This window comes from Sorangium sp. So ce367 (assembly GCF_051520455.1).
Lineage (GTDB): Bacteria > Myxococcota_A > Polyangia > Polyangiales > Polyangiaceae > Sorangium > Sorangium cellulosum_B.
The window spans coordinates 1,381,553-1,396,652 of the sequence record NZ_CP150334.1; the positions used below are offsets into that span (position 1 = coordinate 1,381,553).

The 15,100-nt window shown below is 71.7% G+C and carries 14 protein-coding genes; 6 read left to right on the forward strand and 8 right to left on the reverse strand.

The window, feature by feature from the left end:
- Positions 1-244 precede the first annotated feature (244 nt).
- Positions 245-1,159, reverse strand: a complete 915-nt coding sequence (locus WME97_RS05170; protein WP_437549856.1) for a hypothetical protein — start codon at positions 1,157-1,159, stop codon at positions 245-247.
- Positions 1,132-2,106: a ferritin-like domain-containing protein gene (locus tag WME97_RS05175; RefSeq protein ID WP_437549858.1), complete on the reverse strand. Its 975-nt coding sequence runs from the start codon at positions 2,104-2,106 to the stop codon at positions 1,132-1,134. The genes WME97_RS05170 and WME97_RS05175 overlap by 28 nt, the downstream gene beginning before the upstream one ends.
- A 540-nt stretch (positions 2,107-2,646) precedes the next feature.
- On the opposite strand from WME97_RS05175, the gene WME97_RS05180 reads away from it, so the two are divergent.
- Together WME97_RS05180 and WME97_RS05185 are read left to right on the forward strand one after the other, a co-directional pair.
- Positions 2,647-2,976 carry a DUF2325 domain-containing protein gene (locus tag WME97_RS05180; protein WP_012233607.1) on the forward strand — a complete coding sequence of 110 codons (330 nt, stop codon included), beginning with the start codon at positions 2,647-2,649 and terminating at the stop codon, positions 2,974-2,976.
- Between the two features lie 262 nt (positions 2,977-3,238).
- Positions 3,239-3,568, forward strand: a complete 330-nt coding sequence (locus WME97_RS05185; RefSeq protein WP_437549860.1) for a DUF2325 domain-containing protein — start codon at positions 3,239-3,241, stop codon at positions 3,566-3,568.
- 41 nt (positions 3,569-3,609) lie between these two features.
- Here WME97_RS05185 and WME97_RS05190 read toward each other — a convergent pair whose 3' ends face one another.
- The 6 genes from WME97_RS05190 to WME97_RS05215 all read right to left on the reverse strand — a co-directional run bounded on the left by WME97_RS05190 (position 3,610) and on the right by WME97_RS05215 (position 8,219).
- A complete protein-coding gene (locus tag WME97_RS05190) occupies positions 3,610-3,828 on the reverse strand; it encodes a hypothetical protein (RefSeq protein ID WP_012233609.1) in 219 nt (72 codons plus the stop codon).
- A 36-nt stretch (positions 3,829-3,864) separates the two neighbouring features.
- On the reverse strand, positions 3,865-4,500 hold the full coding sequence (locus tag WME97_RS05195; RefSeq protein ID WP_437549862.1) for a PH domain-containing protein: 636 nt from the start codon (positions 4,498-4,500) through the stop codon (positions 3,865-3,867).
- A gap of 62 nt (positions 4,501-4,562) precedes the next feature.
- Positions 4,563-4,694 carry a hypothetical protein gene (locus WME97_RS05200; RefSeq protein ID WP_437549864.1) on the reverse strand — a complete coding sequence of 44 codons (132 nt, stop codon included), beginning with the start codon at positions 4,692-4,694 and terminating at the stop codon, positions 4,563-4,565.
- A 20-nt stretch (positions 4,695-4,714) separates the two neighbouring features.
- On the reverse strand, positions 4,715-4,978 hold the full coding sequence (locus WME97_RS05205) for a GIY-YIG nuclease family protein (protein ID WP_437549865.1): 264 nt from the start codon (positions 4,976-4,978) through the stop codon (positions 4,715-4,717).
- A complete protein-coding gene (locus tag WME97_RS05210; RefSeq protein ID WP_437549867.1) occupies positions 4,975-7,359 on the reverse strand; it encodes a tetratricopeptide repeat protein in 2,385 nt (794 codons plus the stop codon). Before WME97_RS05210 ends, WME97_RS05205 begins: the two co-directional genes overlap by 4 nt.
- Positions 7,360-7,370: 11 nt before the next feature.
- Positions 7,371-8,219 (reverse strand): SDR family oxidoreductase, encoded by an 849-nt coding sequence (locus WME97_RS05215; protein ID WP_437549869.1) that lies wholly within the window; start codon positions 8,217-8,219, stop codon positions 7,371-7,373.
- A gap of 406 nt (positions 8,220-8,625) precedes the next feature.
- Here WME97_RS05215 and WME97_RS05220 point away from each other — a divergent pair, with 406 nt between their 5' ends.
- The 4 genes from WME97_RS05220 to WME97_RS05235 all read left to right on the forward strand — a co-directional run bounded on the left by WME97_RS05220 (position 8,626) and on the right by WME97_RS05235 (position 15,099).
- Positions 8,626-11,535 (forward strand): protein kinase domain-containing protein, encoded by a 2,910-nt coding sequence (locus WME97_RS05220; RefSeq protein WP_437549871.1) that lies wholly within the window; start codon positions 8,626-8,628, stop codon positions 11,533-11,535.
- A 581-nt stretch (positions 11,536-12,116) separates the two neighbouring features.
- Positions 12,117-12,452 (forward strand): hypothetical protein, encoded by a 336-nt coding sequence (locus tag WME97_RS05225; RefSeq protein WP_437549873.1) that lies wholly within the window; start codon positions 12,117-12,119, stop codon positions 12,450-12,452.
- 39 nt (positions 12,453-12,491) lie between these two features.
- Positions 12,492-13,481 carry a hypothetical protein gene (locus WME97_RS05230; RefSeq protein WP_437549875.1) on the forward strand — a complete coding sequence of 330 codons (990 nt, stop codon included), beginning with the start codon at positions 12,492-12,494 and terminating at the stop codon, positions 13,479-13,481.
- 67 nt (positions 13,482-13,548) lie between these two features.
- On the forward strand, positions 13,549-15,099 hold the full coding sequence (locus tag WME97_RS05235) for a condensation domain-containing protein (protein WP_437549877.1): 1,551 nt from the start codon (positions 13,549-13,551) through the stop codon (positions 15,097-15,099).
- Position 15,100 lies beyond the last annotated feature (1 nt).

A 15,100-nucleotide genomic window follows, 5' to 3' on the forward strand; every position in this document is an offset into this window, starting at 1 on the left:
CGGACGTCGGTGACCTCTCGTATGACGACCGTTGCACCCGCACGCGGTCACCGGCGCGGGCACCGACAGCTACGCGCATGACGCCGTCGGCAATCAGACCGCGCGGCCTGGCGCACGGCGGCGCGCTATATCGTTCCCACGGCTCGCGCCGGTTCGGCACGGCAAGTTCGTCCCTGCGCGGTGCGGTTTGCGTCGCTTCCAGGGCGCGGACCCCGGCGCTCGCTGCCCGATCGGAGCGCCTCGGTCACTCGAGATCAGGCCGCGTGCTGCCCATGCCGATGGCCCACGCCATCGTGTAACGCGCGTTGATCTCGCACCGCGGGTTCCAGCGCAGCGCGCCGTGCTCGTCCTCCCAGCGGAAGGCGTCGATCCCGAACGGCCCGTAATAGCCTGCGTCGGCGAGCGCCTGCCCCGCCTCGAGCGCGGCCTCGACGAGCCCCCGGCGCTCGCCGTCGCCGAGGTCGCCCTCGCCGGCCAGGGCGGCCCCGAGGTACGCCCCGTTCGCGTCGCAGCGCTGCACACACGGGTCGCCGAGGCGCACCGCGCCGCCGCGGGCGACGTGCCCATGCAGCGAGAAGTCGCCGCGGCGCTCGACCCAGGGCTCGACCTGCAGGCCGCTGTCCGGCGACGCGGGGTCGAGCGACGCGACGGCCCAGGGCCGCGCGTCGGGCGGCAGCGCCCCGCGGGCGACCCGGCGCCGGCCGCGCCCGGCGAACCCGAACGGCCGCTTGAGCAGCCAGTGGCCCGTCGGCGTGGGCTCCGCGATCGCGGCCTCGAGCTCGGCCAGGGAGGCGACGTAGCGCGCGCCGGGCAGCGTCTGGCCGAGGTCCGCGCAGAACCTCCGGTGGTTGACGCGCCGGAGCACCTCGAGCGGCGGCGCCTCCGCGAGCGCGACGCCGGCGCGGCCGAGGAGGCGAAGGGCGCGGGGTGTGGGGCACCACGCGCGGCCGACGAGCGGCGTTCCAGGAGGCGCCGGCGGCACGAGGGGCGAGGGGAGCTCGGGGCTGAGCACGACGTCGCCGGGGCGCAGCAGGGCCGAGACGCGGCCGGCGAGCTCGGGAGCCCGGCCGGCGACCGCGGCGCGCGGGGTGTACCCCGCGGGGCGCGCCAGCTCCTCGTCGGCGTCGAAGTTCAGGACCCAGGCGCTCGCTCGGTCCATGAGGCCAGCGCGTCGAGGAACGGCTCGGAGAGGCCGGTGCGGCTGCGGTCGCGGCGGTTCATCGGCTCGCCCCGCATGAGCAGCGGCGAGAGGGGCGGCGGGATGTGGCGGACCCAGGCCTCGAAATCGCTCGGCCCGCGCTGCGCGACGTCATCCGGCCCGCGCGGCGCGGCTTCACCCGCGGCGGCCGGATCGCCTGCGGCAGACGTGGAAGGCGCCGCCTGGCCAGCGCTCCCGCTCGCCTGCGTGAAGCGGCGGAACCAGCGGACCCCGAAGCGCACGTGCGGGATCTCCTCCGCGCAGACCCGCTCCGTGAGCGCGGCGCCCTCGACGTCGCCGATGGCGCGGAAGCGCTCGGCGAAGCGCGCCGTGTGGTCGAGGTTGCCCCCCTCGAGGCCCATGCCCATCACGGCCACGAACTGCGCGGGCGACGCGGCGGCGGGCACCCGCGTCCAGAACCAGTCGCGCACCGGGAAGTCGCCGAAGCGGTGGCCGATCGCGGCGAGGTACGCGGCGTAGAGCCGCATGTGGCGCACCTCGTCGAGGGCGATCCGGACGAGGCCGCCGCGGAAGGCGCGCGGCGTCTCGGGGAAGGCGAGCAGCGCCCAGGCCATGAGCTCCGCCGCCTGGAGCTCGTGGTGCAGGAACGCGTGGAAGAGCTGCGCGCGGCGCGCCGGGTTGCGCAGCGCCTCGGGCCCCGGGCTCTTCTGCGCGCGCTCCGAGATGCGCAGCGCGGCGGGCCGCCCAGGTCGCTCGAGGCGCCGCGGCGGGGCCGGCGCGGCGCCCGACGCCGACAGCGTGGCATCCGACTCCCAGAGGGAGGGCACGGGCGGCGGAGACAGCTTGTGCTCGAGGTCGGTCGAGAGGACGTAATCCCATGCCCAGCGCTCGACGGTGCCGGGCGGCGGCGGAGGCGGGTCGCTGGGCGGCGTGGCGGGAGACATCATGGCACGGCGGGGCAGGGGGGACGCCGCTCCCTACCACAGCTCGACGTCGCCGGCGGAACGCCGTGGCGTCCGCCAGGAGAGAGCCATCCTGCAAGCGTTCAACATGGAATATTGTTGAATTTTATTCCGGCGTTCCCGCCTTCGTGCCCGCATCCGGCGCGCCCTCACCGGGCGCACCCCGGCCGCGGGCAGCGGGGACGGCATGTCGGGCTATCTCGGTGCCGGTGGGTTTGCCTTCCGCACCGAGGGGTCGTCGTCGCGGCGCTCTCGTGGCTTTGGCGGGACGCTCGCGGTAGCGCCTGCGATCCATATCCTCGGCCGGGCCGCGCGCGCCGGCAGGAACTGCCGCGAGGGGGAGAATATTCCCCGATCCTCGCGGCTACCGCCGCGCAGCGTCGGGTCCTCGCGCTCGCGATGTCACGATGACAGAGGCCTCGGTGACTCGACGACATTTTGCCGGGGAATAGGCCGGAGCCGCGACATTTGCGCGGAAATGGCCGCTGGAGCAGCGTGGCTTACGGCTTGCTCCAGGGAGATCGCATGAAGGCGGAGCGGCGTTCCCAGGCGGTCGACAGGAAGCGCGAGGAGCAGACGGTGCTGGTCATCGGGGGCAGCGGCGGCATGTCGAGCCGCTACCGCGATGTGGTCGAGAAGCACGGCTGGTCGCTGCGCCATTACGAGAACCGCGTGCCGCCGGGCGCGCGCCACGGCGTGGGGAGGATCGCGCTCATCGTGATCATGGTGACGATGGTCTCGCACGCGCTTCGCGATCAGATGCAGAGCCTCGCGGCGGATGGCGCCCCCGTCGTGTACCTGCGCAGCGCCTCCGTCTCGGCGCTGCGGGCCGCGATCGAGCAGCGGTCCGCCTGACACCACGTCGCGCCGCCGCGGCGAGGAGAGGACCTCTCCCCCGGAGCCGGCGTCGCGCCTCGTCTCTTCTTCTCTCCTGTCCTCTCCTCTCCCGACCCTCCTCGAGCATGTCTGTCCCGCGTTCCGACGCTCGCGCTGTCACGGTGACAAGGGCCTTTGCGATTCGAGGACAATTTGCCCCGGAATAGAGTCCGATAACGAGGGTTTTGCCAGAAACGGCGAGCTGGAGAGCGTGGCTTGCGCCTTGCTCCAGGGAGATCGCATGAAGGCGGAGCGTCGGAGTCAGGGGAGCGACAGGAGGCGCGAGGAGCAGACGGTGCTGGTCATCGGGGGCAGCGGCGGCATGTCGAGCCGCTACCGCGATGTGGCCGAGAAGCACGGCTGGTCGCTGCGCCATTACGAGAACCGCGTGCCGCCGGGCGCGCGCCACGGCGTGGGGAGGATCGCGCTCATCGTGATCATGGTGACGATGGTCTCGCACGCGCTGCGCGATCAGATGCAGGGCCTCGCGGCGGACGGCGCTCAGGTCGTGTACCTGCGCAGCGCGTCCGTGTCCGCGCTGCGGGCCGCCATCGAGCAGGCCGCCGCCTGACGGGAGGCGCCGCGCCAGCGCGCGGACACGCCACGCAGCGCTCAGCGCACGCCGACGAGGCGCTGCATGAGGCGCTGGAACTCGGGGACCGAGAGGTCGATGTGCTCGACGACGCGGCCGTAGAGCGTGGCCGTGGGCACGTTGCGGCCGTTGAACTCCTTCTCGAGCTCGGAGAGCTTCCAGAGGATGATGCGCTCGGCGCGGGTCAGGCCGTCGCGCACGTCCGGGAGCTCGTCGAGCGGGGATCGCCTAGGGGGCATGGTCGGGCTCCGAGATGTGGTCTTCGTGGGCCGCGCTCACTGCACGACGCCGAGCACGCGCTGCTGGCGCGCGAGCTCCGCGGCGTTCTTGAGGGCCTCGAACAGCTCGCGCGACGCCGGCAGCCCCCGGATGACGAGCTCGGGATCGCTCGCGTCCTTCGTGAACACGCGGATCTCCGCGACGTCGAGCAGCCGCTGCATGAACGTCTGGCGGAGGTCGATGTCGAGGACCCGCCAGAGCTGCAGGGTCTCGATCCGGCGCGTGAGCAGGCCGGCCTCGTAGTCGATCGTGCGATCGGTGATCTTGTAGCGGAGGCTCTTGCGCTTCCAGTGCAGGATGCCGAGCCAGATGAGGCCCACCAGCACGAGCGAGAGCACGCCCGCCGCCAGGTAGGACCAGAACCACGCCTTCCAGCTCGGCGTCCCCTCGAAGAGGACGCGCGCCGCGCCCGGCGCGGGGGCGAGCGCGCCGCCGGCGGGGGCGAGCGCGCCGCCGGCGGGGGCGAGCGCGCTGCCGGCTTGGGCGGTGTGGGCGAGCGGCGCGGCGGGGGCCGCGGCCACGGGCGCTCGCTCGTCGAGCATGCTGCCGCAGAATCGGCACTTGATCGCGGCGTCCTGAATCTGCTCCGCGCAGAAGGGGCAGGGCTTCACCCCGACGATTCTAGTCGACATCCCGGGCGTGAGATCCACGGCAACCACCAAGCTTCGCGTCGCGTTGTCCTACATCCGAACATTTACGTGGTCGTGGTCGTGGTCGTGGTCGTGGTCGTGGTCGTGGTCGTGGTCGTCAACGGTAGGCCGTGAACGACCACGACCACGACCACGACCACGACCACGTAAACGTTCACGTTCACGTTCACGTTCACGTTTACGTTTACGTAAACGTTTACGTTGACCCCTGGCCCGCGGCGGCGAGCGCCGCCTTCCCCGCGCGCCCCAGCCGCCGGATCGCGGCCTCCCTCCGCAGGGCCTCCCCCCTGTCCGCCGCCGCCTCGACGTGGACCAGCGCGAGCGGCCCCCGTCCGCGCGTGTACCGCGCCCCGCGCCCCGCCGCATGCTGCGCGAAGCGCGCCTCCACGTCGCGGGCGATCCCCGTGTAGAACGACCCGTCTCCGCAGCGCAGGATGTAGACGTGCCAGCCCGCGGTCACTCCTTCGGCCCCTCGTTGTAGCCCCGCGGCCGGTACTTCGGGTCCACTCCGCCGTGCGTCGCGCCGTTGTCGAGCGTGTCGGTCGCGAGGTACGCGAGCCACGTCCCGGGGTGCTCCTCCGCGAGCCGCCGGAGCTCCGCGTCGTGCGCCGCGAGGCGCTGCTCGTCGTGCAGGCACTGCAGCGCGAGCGCGATCAGGCTCAGCTCGTTCGGGCCGAGCTCCATGCCGCGCTTGTAGTGCGGGAAGGCCTCGTCGGGGCGGTGCATCCGGCAGAGCGTGTCGCCCGTGTACACGTGCGCCATCGGCCACGTCGGGGCGAGATCCATCGCGATCTTGCTCTCGGCGAGGCGGGTCTCGAGGTCGCCGCGGGCGCCCTTCATCACCGAGTAGTTGAGGTGCGCCTTGGCGCTGTTCGGGACCGCCTCCTTCGTCGCCGCCCAGAAATCGAGGTCGTTGCGGTAGTCCATCGCGTGCCGGTAGGCCTGCGCGCACTGGAAGCCGAAGAAGAGCACGAACAGCGCCGGCGTCACCCACGCCCTCCACGACCAGCGCGCGCGCGGCGTGAGGGTCGAGCCCGCGAGCGCCTCGTGGAGCCACGAGAAGGCGACGGCGAGGACGAGCGACGAGCCGATGGCCGGGAAGTACCAGAAGCGCTCGGCGCGCACCGTCGGCAGGACGACAGGGATGTTCGAGTGCGGGAAGTAGCTCACAACGACCCAGGTCAGCCCGATCGCCGCGATGCACAGCCCCGCGTAGCCGCGGCGCAGCGGCACCCAGGCGCTCCGGTCGGCCGTGGCCGGGCAGGGCAGGGGGCGCGCGCCCTCGACGAGCAGCCCGAGCCCGAGGAGGAACGCGGGCAGGAACGGCAGCGGCCAGAGCACGAGCGGCAGCGCCCGGAGCAGCGGCACGCGCCCCGCCGGGCGGAGCACGTGCCAGTCGTACGCCGCGAGCGCCGCCGCCGCGATCGCGAGGAGCGCCCCCGCGAGGAGCAGCGGCCACCTCCGCGACGTCGCCTGGCCGCCGTCCACCAGGAAGGCGGCGCGCACCGACCGCCGCTCGCGCCGCTCCAGGTGCTCGCGGCGGAGGGCCGCGATCCAGAGCGCGAGCGAGCCGAGCGGGGGCAGCACCATCATCGCGGCGCCGGCGACGCTGCCGAAGAAGACGAGCCTGTCCGGCACCGGCTCCTGCGGGTACGAGTAGTCGCCGCTCAGCGTCCACGGGAACACGAGCTGGGTGAGGCCCCGCCAGTAGACGCGCAGCGCGCCGGCGATCCGGTGCGGCATGTCCGCGGCGCCGAGCGGGTTGTTGAGCGGATCGCGCGGCAGGGGCGCCTGGTGGAACCAGACGAGCGCCTCGTGGAGCGCGCGCTTCACGAGCGGCGCGCCCTCGGGGAGCGGCGCGGCGAGCTCGGCCGGCATGGGCGCGGGGAACCAGCGCCGCCGGAGCTCGACGTAGAGCACGAACGCCGCGGCCGCGGCGAGCAGCGCGAGCAGCGCACGGACGAACCGCGCCGGCCGCGTGGGGTGGGTGAGCGGCGCGGCGATCAGCGCGGCGAACGGGACGAGCGGCACGCAGACGAGCGCGCTCTCCTTGGAGAAGAGGCCGAAGAGCACGGCCGCGAACACGCCGAACGGCATCGCCCACGCGGGCAGCGCGAGGGCGGCGAGGGCGGCGATCGCCCCCATGCCCCCGAGCACGTCGGCGATGCCCACGATGCCGCTCACCGCCTCCGTGAGCACCGCGCAGCCGACGAAGAGCAGCCCGGTGAGGTACGCGAGCCCGCGCCGCCGCGTGAGCCAGAACGTGACGCACGTGAGCAGCGCGGCGTTCACCGCGTGGAAGAGGACGTTGTAGAAGTGGTGGAAGAACGGCTGCTTCGTGACCGCCCAGATCGTGCGCCAGAGGAAGTTCGGCAGCGGGCGGTAGGAGCCGACGCTCCGGTCGGGCGGCAGCCCCCAGAAATCGCGGTGGATCGCGTCGAGGAAGCCGATCCCGCCCTTCGCGTTCACGTACGGGTTGGCGAGGAGCGCCTCCTGCTCGTCGAAGATGTAGTTCGTCGATGGTGCGCGGGTGAAGAGGATGACGGCGACCAGCGCGAGCGGCGCGATCGCGGACAGGAAGGTCGGGTCGAGCGCGAGGAAGTAGTCGCGCACGCGCCGCGCGGCGTCCCCGAGGAAGGACGGCGTGGCGGGCGGCCCTGCCGACGGCGGCAGCCCGGAGGACGGCGGCGGCCCGGAGGACGGCGGCGGCCCGAAGGACGGCGGCGGCCCTGCCGACGGCGGCCCGGAGGACGGCGGCCCGTACGGCGTCGTCGTGTCGTCGTCGAGCGCGCTGGACATGGGGTCGCGCGCGGCGGCAGGGGACGGGGGCCGATAGGTCACGCCGCGCCCTCTCAGCCCTTCACGTCCGGTGGAGCGCCCGGCGCGCCGTCCGGCTCGGGGATGGACCAGATGTCGCCCCAGAGCGGCTGGCCGCCGTCGACGCCGTAGACCGCGCCCGTGATGAAGTCGTTCTGGTCGCTGGCGAGGAAGACGATGAGCCGCGAGACCTCCTCGGGGGTGGCGAGGCGCTTGAGCGGCGTGGCGCGCCGCGCGAGCTCGAGCAGCTCGTCGCCGTACTGCGATGTGCCGCTCGACCGGATGTTGCTGCCGGGCGCGACCGCGTTGACCCGGATGCCGAGCGCCGCCCACTCGACGGCGAGCGAGCGGGTCAGGTTCTCCACGCCGGCGCGCGCGGCGCCCGTGTGCGCCATGCCCGGGAAGCCGCGGCTCACCGACGCGGTGACGTTCACGATCCGGCCGCGGCGCGCCGGGAGCATCGCGCGCCTCGCGACCTCGCGCGTCATGAAGAAGGTGCCGTTCAGGTTGTTGCGGACAACCGCCTCCCAGCCCTTCGGCGTCATCTCGCTGGCCGGGCTCGGGAACTGGCCGCCGGCGTTGTTCACGAGGACATCGACGCGGCCGAATTTCCCGAGGACCTGGCCCACGAAGGCGGCGATCTGCTCCGGCTCGCGGATATCACAGGGCGCGGCGAGCACGTCGTCGCCGGGGACGCCGTCGCCCGCGAGCGTGCTCGCCGCGGCCTCGAGCTTGTCGGCCCGGCGGCCGCAGAGGGCGACCTTCGCGCCGAGGTAAGCGAGCTCACGCGCGCACGCGAGGCCGATGCCGCTGCCCCCGCCGGTGACGATCGCCACCTGGCGTTCGAAGAGTCCTGGGGCGAAGATCGAGCGCACCTGGGTCACGCCCCGCGTTTACAACGGCTCAGCGGGCGCCGCCACACGCTGGGCGATCCGGGGGGTATCCGGCGTCCCAGGCAGAAAGGCCCCGGCGTTCGGGGGCGCTTGCCCGTCCGGCTCCGGCGCCAGGCGCGGAGTGCTCCGCGGCTCGGCGATCGCCCGGCGCGCCTGCCAGGCGCCTCGCGGCCAGCGCGCGGTCGGACCGCCGATCCCGCTGCGCGATGCCGGCGCTGCTGGCGTGGGCGACTGCCCCTCTTGAGCGAGGCATTCTTGAAGAAATTGGCTCATTTGCGTGGACTCACGACGTCCACGGGCCCCGGAGCCGCCCTCGCCTCGGGGCACGATTCCGGCGCTCCGGCGGCGCGGACCGCGCGGAGAGCAGCGCATTCCGCATGGTATCTTCTCGCTCCTCATGGACTCTGCGTACCTCGAAGGGCATGTGATCGCCGATCGGTACCGCGTCGTTCGCGTGCTTGGCCGCGGCGGCAACGCGATCACTTACGAGGCGGAGGACCTCTCGACCGGGGGGCGCGTCGCCGTCAAACAGCTCCTGATCTGGAAGCACGCGGAGTGGAAGGCCCTCGATCTGTTCGAGCGCGAGGCGAGGGTCCTCGCGAATCTCACCCACCCCAGCATTCCTCGCTACATCGATTACCTCAAGCTCGACGGCGCGCAGGGGCCTTGCTTCTATCTGGTGCAGGAGCTCGCGCCGGGGCGACCGCTCTCGGCCTGGGTCAAGGACGGATGGCGCGCCGACGAGGCCGAGGCGACGACCATCGCGCGGCACGTCCTGCGGACGTTGCTTTATCTCCAGGGCTTCAGCCAGCCCATCGTCCACCGCGACATCAAGCCGCAGAACCTGCTTCGCCACGAGGACGGCTCCGTGTACCTCGTCGATTTCGGCGCCGTGGGGGAGGCGCGGGACACGACGTCGGGAGGGAGCACGGTGGTGGGCACGTACGGTTACATGGCCCCGGAGCAGTTCCGCGGCCGCGCGGCGCCCGGGAGCGATCTCTACGGGCTCGGCGCCACGCTGCTGCACGTGCTCTCCGGCCGCGATCCCGCGGATCTGCCCCAGAAGGGCATGCGGTTCGATGTCCGCGGCAGCGTCCAGGTCTCGCCCCCCTTCGCCGACTGGCTCGATCGCATGCTCGATCCCGACCTAGATCGCCGGTTCGCCACGGCGAGGGAAGCGCTCCTCGCGCTCGATCGTCCGGCGGAACGCGGCCCCCGGCGGGGCCTGCTCGCGGTGGCCGCGGTCGCCCTCGGCCTCACGGTCGCCGGCGGCGCCGCCTTGGTCGTCCATCGCACCCGATCGGCTCCGCTCCCCACCGCGGCCGTCTCGCGCGACGCGCCCGGCACGCCCGGCACGCCCGCGATGACCACCGCCGCGAAGGAAGCGAAGGGACGGGCGTCCTTCGCCCCGCTGCGCACGCTCTCGGGGCACTGGTCCGCGATCTTCGAGGTCGCTTATGACCCGGGGGGCAAGCGCCTCGCGAGCGGCAGCAACGATCTCGCGCTCAAGCTCTGGAACCTCGACGACGGCCAGCCGCTGCGCTCCTTCGCCGGGCACACGAAGCGCATCGGAGGGATCGCGTTCACGCCGGACGGCAAGGCGCTTGTTTCTGCTGCCGACTCGACGGTGCGGCTCTGGGACGTCGACTCCGGCGCGCCGCTGAAGACGCTCGACGCCGGCGCCGGGGTCATCACCGATCTCGCGCTGTCCGCCGACGGCGGCCGGGTCGCCGTCTCGAGCATGGATGGGACCGTGCGGGTGTTCTCGATCCGGACGGGCGAGAGCGAGAAGACGTTCCAGAACGGCGGGCGCGTCATGTCCGTCGCCATGACGGCCGACGGCCGCGTGGTCCTGAGCGGCGACGACCGCGGGGCCGTCCGGGTCTGGTCGGTGGAGACGGCCAGCGAGATCGGCGTGCTCTCGGGTCACGCCGGCCCGGTGAACCGCATCGTGATCGGGCCCGACGGGCAGACCGTGATCAGCGCGAGCGACGATCGGACCATCCGCCTCTTCCACCTCGGCAGCCGGAAGCCGCTCAACACGCTCTCCGGGCACACCGACGAGGTCTGGTCGCTCGCGCTCTCACCGAGCGGCGACACCCTGGTGAGCGGCGGCAAGGACGACATGATCCGGGTCTGGGACGTTTACTCGGGCAAGGTCAGGAGAGAGCTGCGCGCCGGCCTGAACGGCGTGATCGCGCTCGCCTTCCACCCGGGCGGCGCGCAGTTCGCCGCGGGCGGCGGGAACAACCAGATCCGCATCTGGGCGGCGCCGGGCAAGGTGTGGAGGCCGCCGGTGCCGCCCGCCGACTACACGCCAGCGCCCGTCGCCCCAGAGCCGTCGCCCTCCGTCGAGGCGTCGCTCGTCCGCGACGCCAACGCGTTGCTCGATGAGGCCAGATCGCAGAGCGTCTACCAGCGGGCGCGCGCGCTGCTCGATCAGGCGATCCGCGCGAACCCCGCCTACGCGCCGGCCCACGCGGCGCTCGGCCGCGTCGCCTACAAGAGCGGTTACCTCCGTGGCAACGAGTACGAGCCCGACAGCCTTGTGCGCGCCCACGAGCACACGGACAAGGCGCTGGAGCTCGATCCCGGATGCCTGGACGCCCACGTGGTCAAAGGCTGGGCCTACATGTTCCAGAAGAACCACGGCGAGGCGCGCAGGAGGGTCGAGGCCGCGGAGGCGCTCCGCCGCGACGCCGACGATGTGATCCTCCTGTCGGCCACCCTCGCCGAGCGCGAGGGGAAGACGGAGGAGGCCCTCGCGGGCGCGAAGCGGATCATCGAGACCAGCAAGAACCCGCAGGTGCTGGCGCGCGCCTACGACATCCTCACCGACGTCTACAAGGCCATGCGTGAGTGGGACGCGGTGGAGGACACCTACCTGGCGATCGTTCGCCTCGATCCGAAGTCCGCCTGGGCCAAGGGCAACTACGCCAACTTTCTCACGTGGAGAGAGGAGCACGATCGGGCGGTGGACATGGCGCGAGCCGCCCTCGCCACGAATGATTACCCGATAGGGCGCACGATCCTGGCCAGCGCGCTGTGCGGCAAGGGCCGGCAGCTGCTCGCCCGGCAGGACCTCGAGGGCGCGCGGGCGCAGTTCCTCGCCGCGAAGGAGGCGTATCCCGGGAGCGCCGAGGCGCCGCACGGCATGGCGCTGTACCTCCGGGCGCTGGCGGACAAGGAGCAGGAGCAGCAGCGACGCGCCGAGGCGAAGAAGCACCTCGAGGAGGCGCTGCGGCTCGATCCCAAACACCGGGGCGCGCAGGAGGCGCTCGCAGCGCTCGACCGGCCCGCGCGCTGAGCGCGCTGGGATCGTTGGGTGCCCCCTGACTCAATGCCTTCTGGCACGTGGGCCACATGAATGATCTCCTCCAGACGAGGCCACCGATTCGTCGCCCCGCGTGCGAAGTGGCTGCCCACGCGCTCGAGAAATTTCCGTCCAGGCGGATGCCCAGACGTCACCGAGCGCTGCTAGTTCGTGCAGAAGAGCGGCGTCCGGCCGAGCTGTCCGGGGTGCGGCGGTGACCATGCACGAGACCCGCCGACCCCGCGGGCCTGCGGGGGCAGGACGGGGGCGGCTGCCTCGCCGAAGTACGACTGTAGTATTGGCGTGAGCTTGCGGCGCCGTCGCCTATCGCCCAATGCCGTGCGCGGCGTGACGCGGATCGCGGGGAATGCCGGCACGGGGAATCAATCAAATTTGAGCTTGACAGCCCATGGAGCATTTGTATGCGACCGCGCCGGTAGCCTGAAAATGCTTGACTCGCCATTCGCCCAGACCGCAAGCTTGTCGGCGACCGTGGTGAGGGCTCACGCGCGGGCACGACATTGCCAGCCGGAGCCGCGGATTGGGGTCTCAACTTCACGCGGAGGATGTAACCGATGACAAGCAAGGATGCGGATGTTTCGGCGGCGGCCGACGGCGGCAATCGTGCTCTCCGGGAGAGCCAGGTTCTTCGCTCGGCGCTCGTGAACGTGCTGTACGGTTCCATGTCGAAGCGTGTCATGGCGGACGGGAAGGAAGGTGCGCTATTCCAGATCTTCCGGGGCGCGGACGCCGAGTTTCACGCCCTGCATCCGGAGCTCCGCGGTCAGCCATTGAAGGAGTCGTCTCCCGAGGAGCTGAAGGCCGAGTGGGCCGAGATCTACAGGGCGCATTCCAGGCTCGCCCTCCAGAGGCTCAGGCTGGACGCCATGATCATCGACATTGGCGCGTGACCTCTCGCGCGAACTCGGGAGTGAGGTAGCGCCGTCGTCATGGCGATCTGGACAGCATTCGGCTGGGATGCCATCGACTGCTTCCTGCGCCCTCAGGCTCACCTGCTCGAGCTCGCGGCCCCCGGCACCGGGGATCCGTTCCTTCTCCTCCTCTCGCTACACAGGGCCCACGGCATCGGCGACCACTTCTCGTCGGAGGACTGCGGGCACTTCTCCTTCGTCGGAGAAGTCGCGGGTCCGGCTCTCAACGTCGATTTCCTGATTGAGCCCTGTCGTGGCCCCGACCAGGTGAGAGAGGCCGTCGAGCGTGCCGTCGCCGCGGGGGAGCCCGTGCTCGTACCGGCGGCTCGACGGGTCCGAGCAGGGGAGGCGAGCTCCGTGGGGCAGGGCGAGGCTGTCCATTATCATCTCGTCCTGCGCGAGGAGCAGCAAGATCTGGTCCTTCTGGACTCGGCGGATGCCGCCCCGTACGAAGAGCGGACCACCTACCAGGAGATCCGGTTCCCGAAGGTCGAGCTCGGGGCTCTTCTCGAGCGCTTCTCCCTGGCCGGAGCCGGCCATGTGCGATCCATGCTGCGGGAGCCGGGGCTCTGGGCAATGCGGGTTCGAGCACGCCCCAGCCCGGCTGGAGCGCACGCGACCTCACTGCTGCGCATGATCAATGGGTCGAGCTTGCAGCCCGGCGCTTCGGTCGATCGCCGCCACCTGCGGCGTCTTCAGGCCGCTCGCGGCCGGGGCCGGGATGTCACGCAGCGCCTCCTGAGATCGTACCTGAAGGAGGTCAACTTGGGCAACCTGCACCTGCTGATGCTCGCCCAGCACCTCGTCCAGGAGCGCGCGCCCGAGAGCGCGCGTGTCGCCCGCGAGGTGGATGAATTCATTGCGCGCACGAAGGAGCGGCGAGAGAGCATGATGGTGGAGATCCTGGTTCGACCCCAAGGGGTGGACTGGGCCGCGATGGACGCAGGCTTCGAGGCAGAGTGGCGCCAGATGCTGGATGTCCTGGCCTCCACGGCGGGGGCCTTCTGAGATGCTGGAGGACGTCCGCCGGAGGCTGGTCCGCGTTTCCCGGGCGACCGTAGGAGCGCGTGCCTCGGTGCTCGATCGGCCCCTGCAGGAGCTGGGGGCGGACTCTTTCTCCTTGATCTTGTTGCTCGCGGGCATCCACGATGAGTTTCACCTCCTGCTGTCGTCCAGGGATCTGTCGGTATCCCACAGCCTGGACGAGATCGCGACCACGCTCGCGGCGAGGCTGAGCGACGTCCGGACGGAGAGCGCGGGGACATCCGCTTTGCCTGCGCCGGACGAGGAGCAAGCCGCGCGTGTGCCGGCGCTCGCCAACCGCTACTCCTACTTCGTCCGGCGCGTCCGGAACCTCTCGGCGTGGAACGTCGTCAGCCACGTGTATCGATTGCTCCCGCCGGTCGACGTGGACGCCTTCGCGAGGGCCGTCGATCTGGTCGTGGCCCGGCACGATAGCCTCCGGCTCCGTGTCTGCGTCGGTCCCGGCGGCGTGGAGCAGGTATGCCTCCCGCCTCGGGAGGTCCGGCCGCTCCGCGTCCTGGAGATCCCCGGTGCGCTCTCCGCCTCGATGGCGTCGCGGTGGATGGAGGAGCAGAGCCGGGCGGCGCAACAGGCGCTCGCGCTGCCCGGCGATCTCTTCCGGGTGCTGCTCTTCCGTGATGTGTTCACAGGCTCGGCCTGGTTCTGCGTGATCGCCCATCACCTCTTGGTGGACTCCATGTCCTTCCGGATGGTCATGGCGAGCCTCGTCGAGGCCTACGCGTGCTGGGCGAAGGGGGCCGGCGAGGACCCGCCCCCGGCGCCGCCGACCCTGTCGTTCGCGCGATACTCGTCAGAGAGCATCGCGTACTGGGCTCGACGTGGGCCGGAGGAGGTCCCACGCTGGCTGTCGCTCCCATGGCACCTTGTTTCACCGTTGCTGCCGGGGACGTCGCCGGCCGATCCGCTTAACACCGAGGAGCACTCCGTCCAGGTCCTGCTCGCCTTGGAGGATCTTCCCGTCCTGCGCGACGGGGGGGGCGCGGGCGATCTCCAGATCACCGACCTCGTCGTCGCGGGGATTGCGAGAGCGTTCCGGCGTTGGAGCGGGCATGCGGCGCTCCACCTTTCGCTGGTGATGCACGGGCGCACCGAGGACGGGCTATCCGGGGAGCTGGCGCGGACGGTGGGCTGGATCAGCGAGACGGTGCCCATCGTCCTGCCGCTTGAGGCCGATCGCCGTGCCCTCGCCCTGGAAGCCCGGGCGCAGCTCGAGAGGGCCGCCTCCTCGGGGCGCTCCTTCGGTGTGCTCAGGCACCTGGTTCCCTCCACCGTGCCCGGCGTCGATGCCATCCGCCGGCTGCCGGACGCTGATGTGTCGCTGAACATCGATCTGCGAGAGCCTCTCCTGCCGAGACACAGCGCGTTCTTCGTGCGCGAGGAAAGCGTGGTCGCGCCCAGCGTGGTCGCGCCCTCGACACAGCGTGTATTCCTTCTGAGCGGCGGCGTCATCCGGCGGCAGGGCAAGGTCTGCGTCGCGTGGGATTTCAGCGAGCGGCTGCTCTCCCGGTCCCACGTCGAGGCCTTCACCGAGCTCTGCCGCGAGGAGATCACGGATCTCGCGCGCTCCGTCGAGGGCCAGTGAC

What these genes read in the sequence shown, in the direction of transcription:
- WME97_RS05180 (WP_012233607.1), top strand. Translation starts at nt 2,647, where the DNA reads ATGAAGGCGGAGCGGCGTTCCCAGGCGGTCGACAGGAAGCGCGAGGAG.
- WME97_RS05175 (WP_437549858.1), bottom strand. Translation starts at nt 2,106, where the DNA reads ATGATGTCTCCCGCCACGCCGCCCAGCGACCCGCCTCCGCCGCCGCCC.
- WME97_RS05185 (WP_437549860.1), top strand. Translation starts at nt 3,239, where the DNA reads ATGAAGGCGGAGCGTCGGAGTCAGGGGAGCGACAGGAGGCGCGAGGAG.
- WME97_RS05170 (WP_437549856.1), bottom strand. Translation starts at nt 1,159, where the DNA reads ATGGACCGAGCGAGCGCCTGGGTCCTGAACTTCGACGCCGACGAGGAG.
- WME97_RS05225 (WP_437549873.1), top strand. Translation starts at nt 12,117, where the DNA reads ATGACAAGCAAGGATGCGGATGTTTCGGCGGCGGCCGACGGCGGCAAT.
- WME97_RS05230 (WP_437549875.1), top strand. Translation starts at nt 12,492, where the DNA reads ATGGCGATCTGGACAGCATTCGGCTGGGATGCCATCGACTGCTTCCTG.
- WME97_RS05190 (WP_012233609.1), bottom strand. Translation starts at nt 3,828, where the DNA reads ATGCCCCCTAGGCGATCCCCGCTCGACGAGCTCCCGGACGTGCGCGAC.
- WME97_RS05195 (WP_437549862.1), bottom strand. Translation starts at nt 4,500, where the DNA reads ATGTCGACTAGAATCGTCGGGGTGAAGCCCTGCCCCTTCTGCGCGGAG.
- WME97_RS05220 (WP_437549871.1), top strand. Translation starts at nt 8,626, where the DNA reads ATGGACTCTGCGTACCTCGAAGGGCATGTGATCGCCGATCGGTACCGC.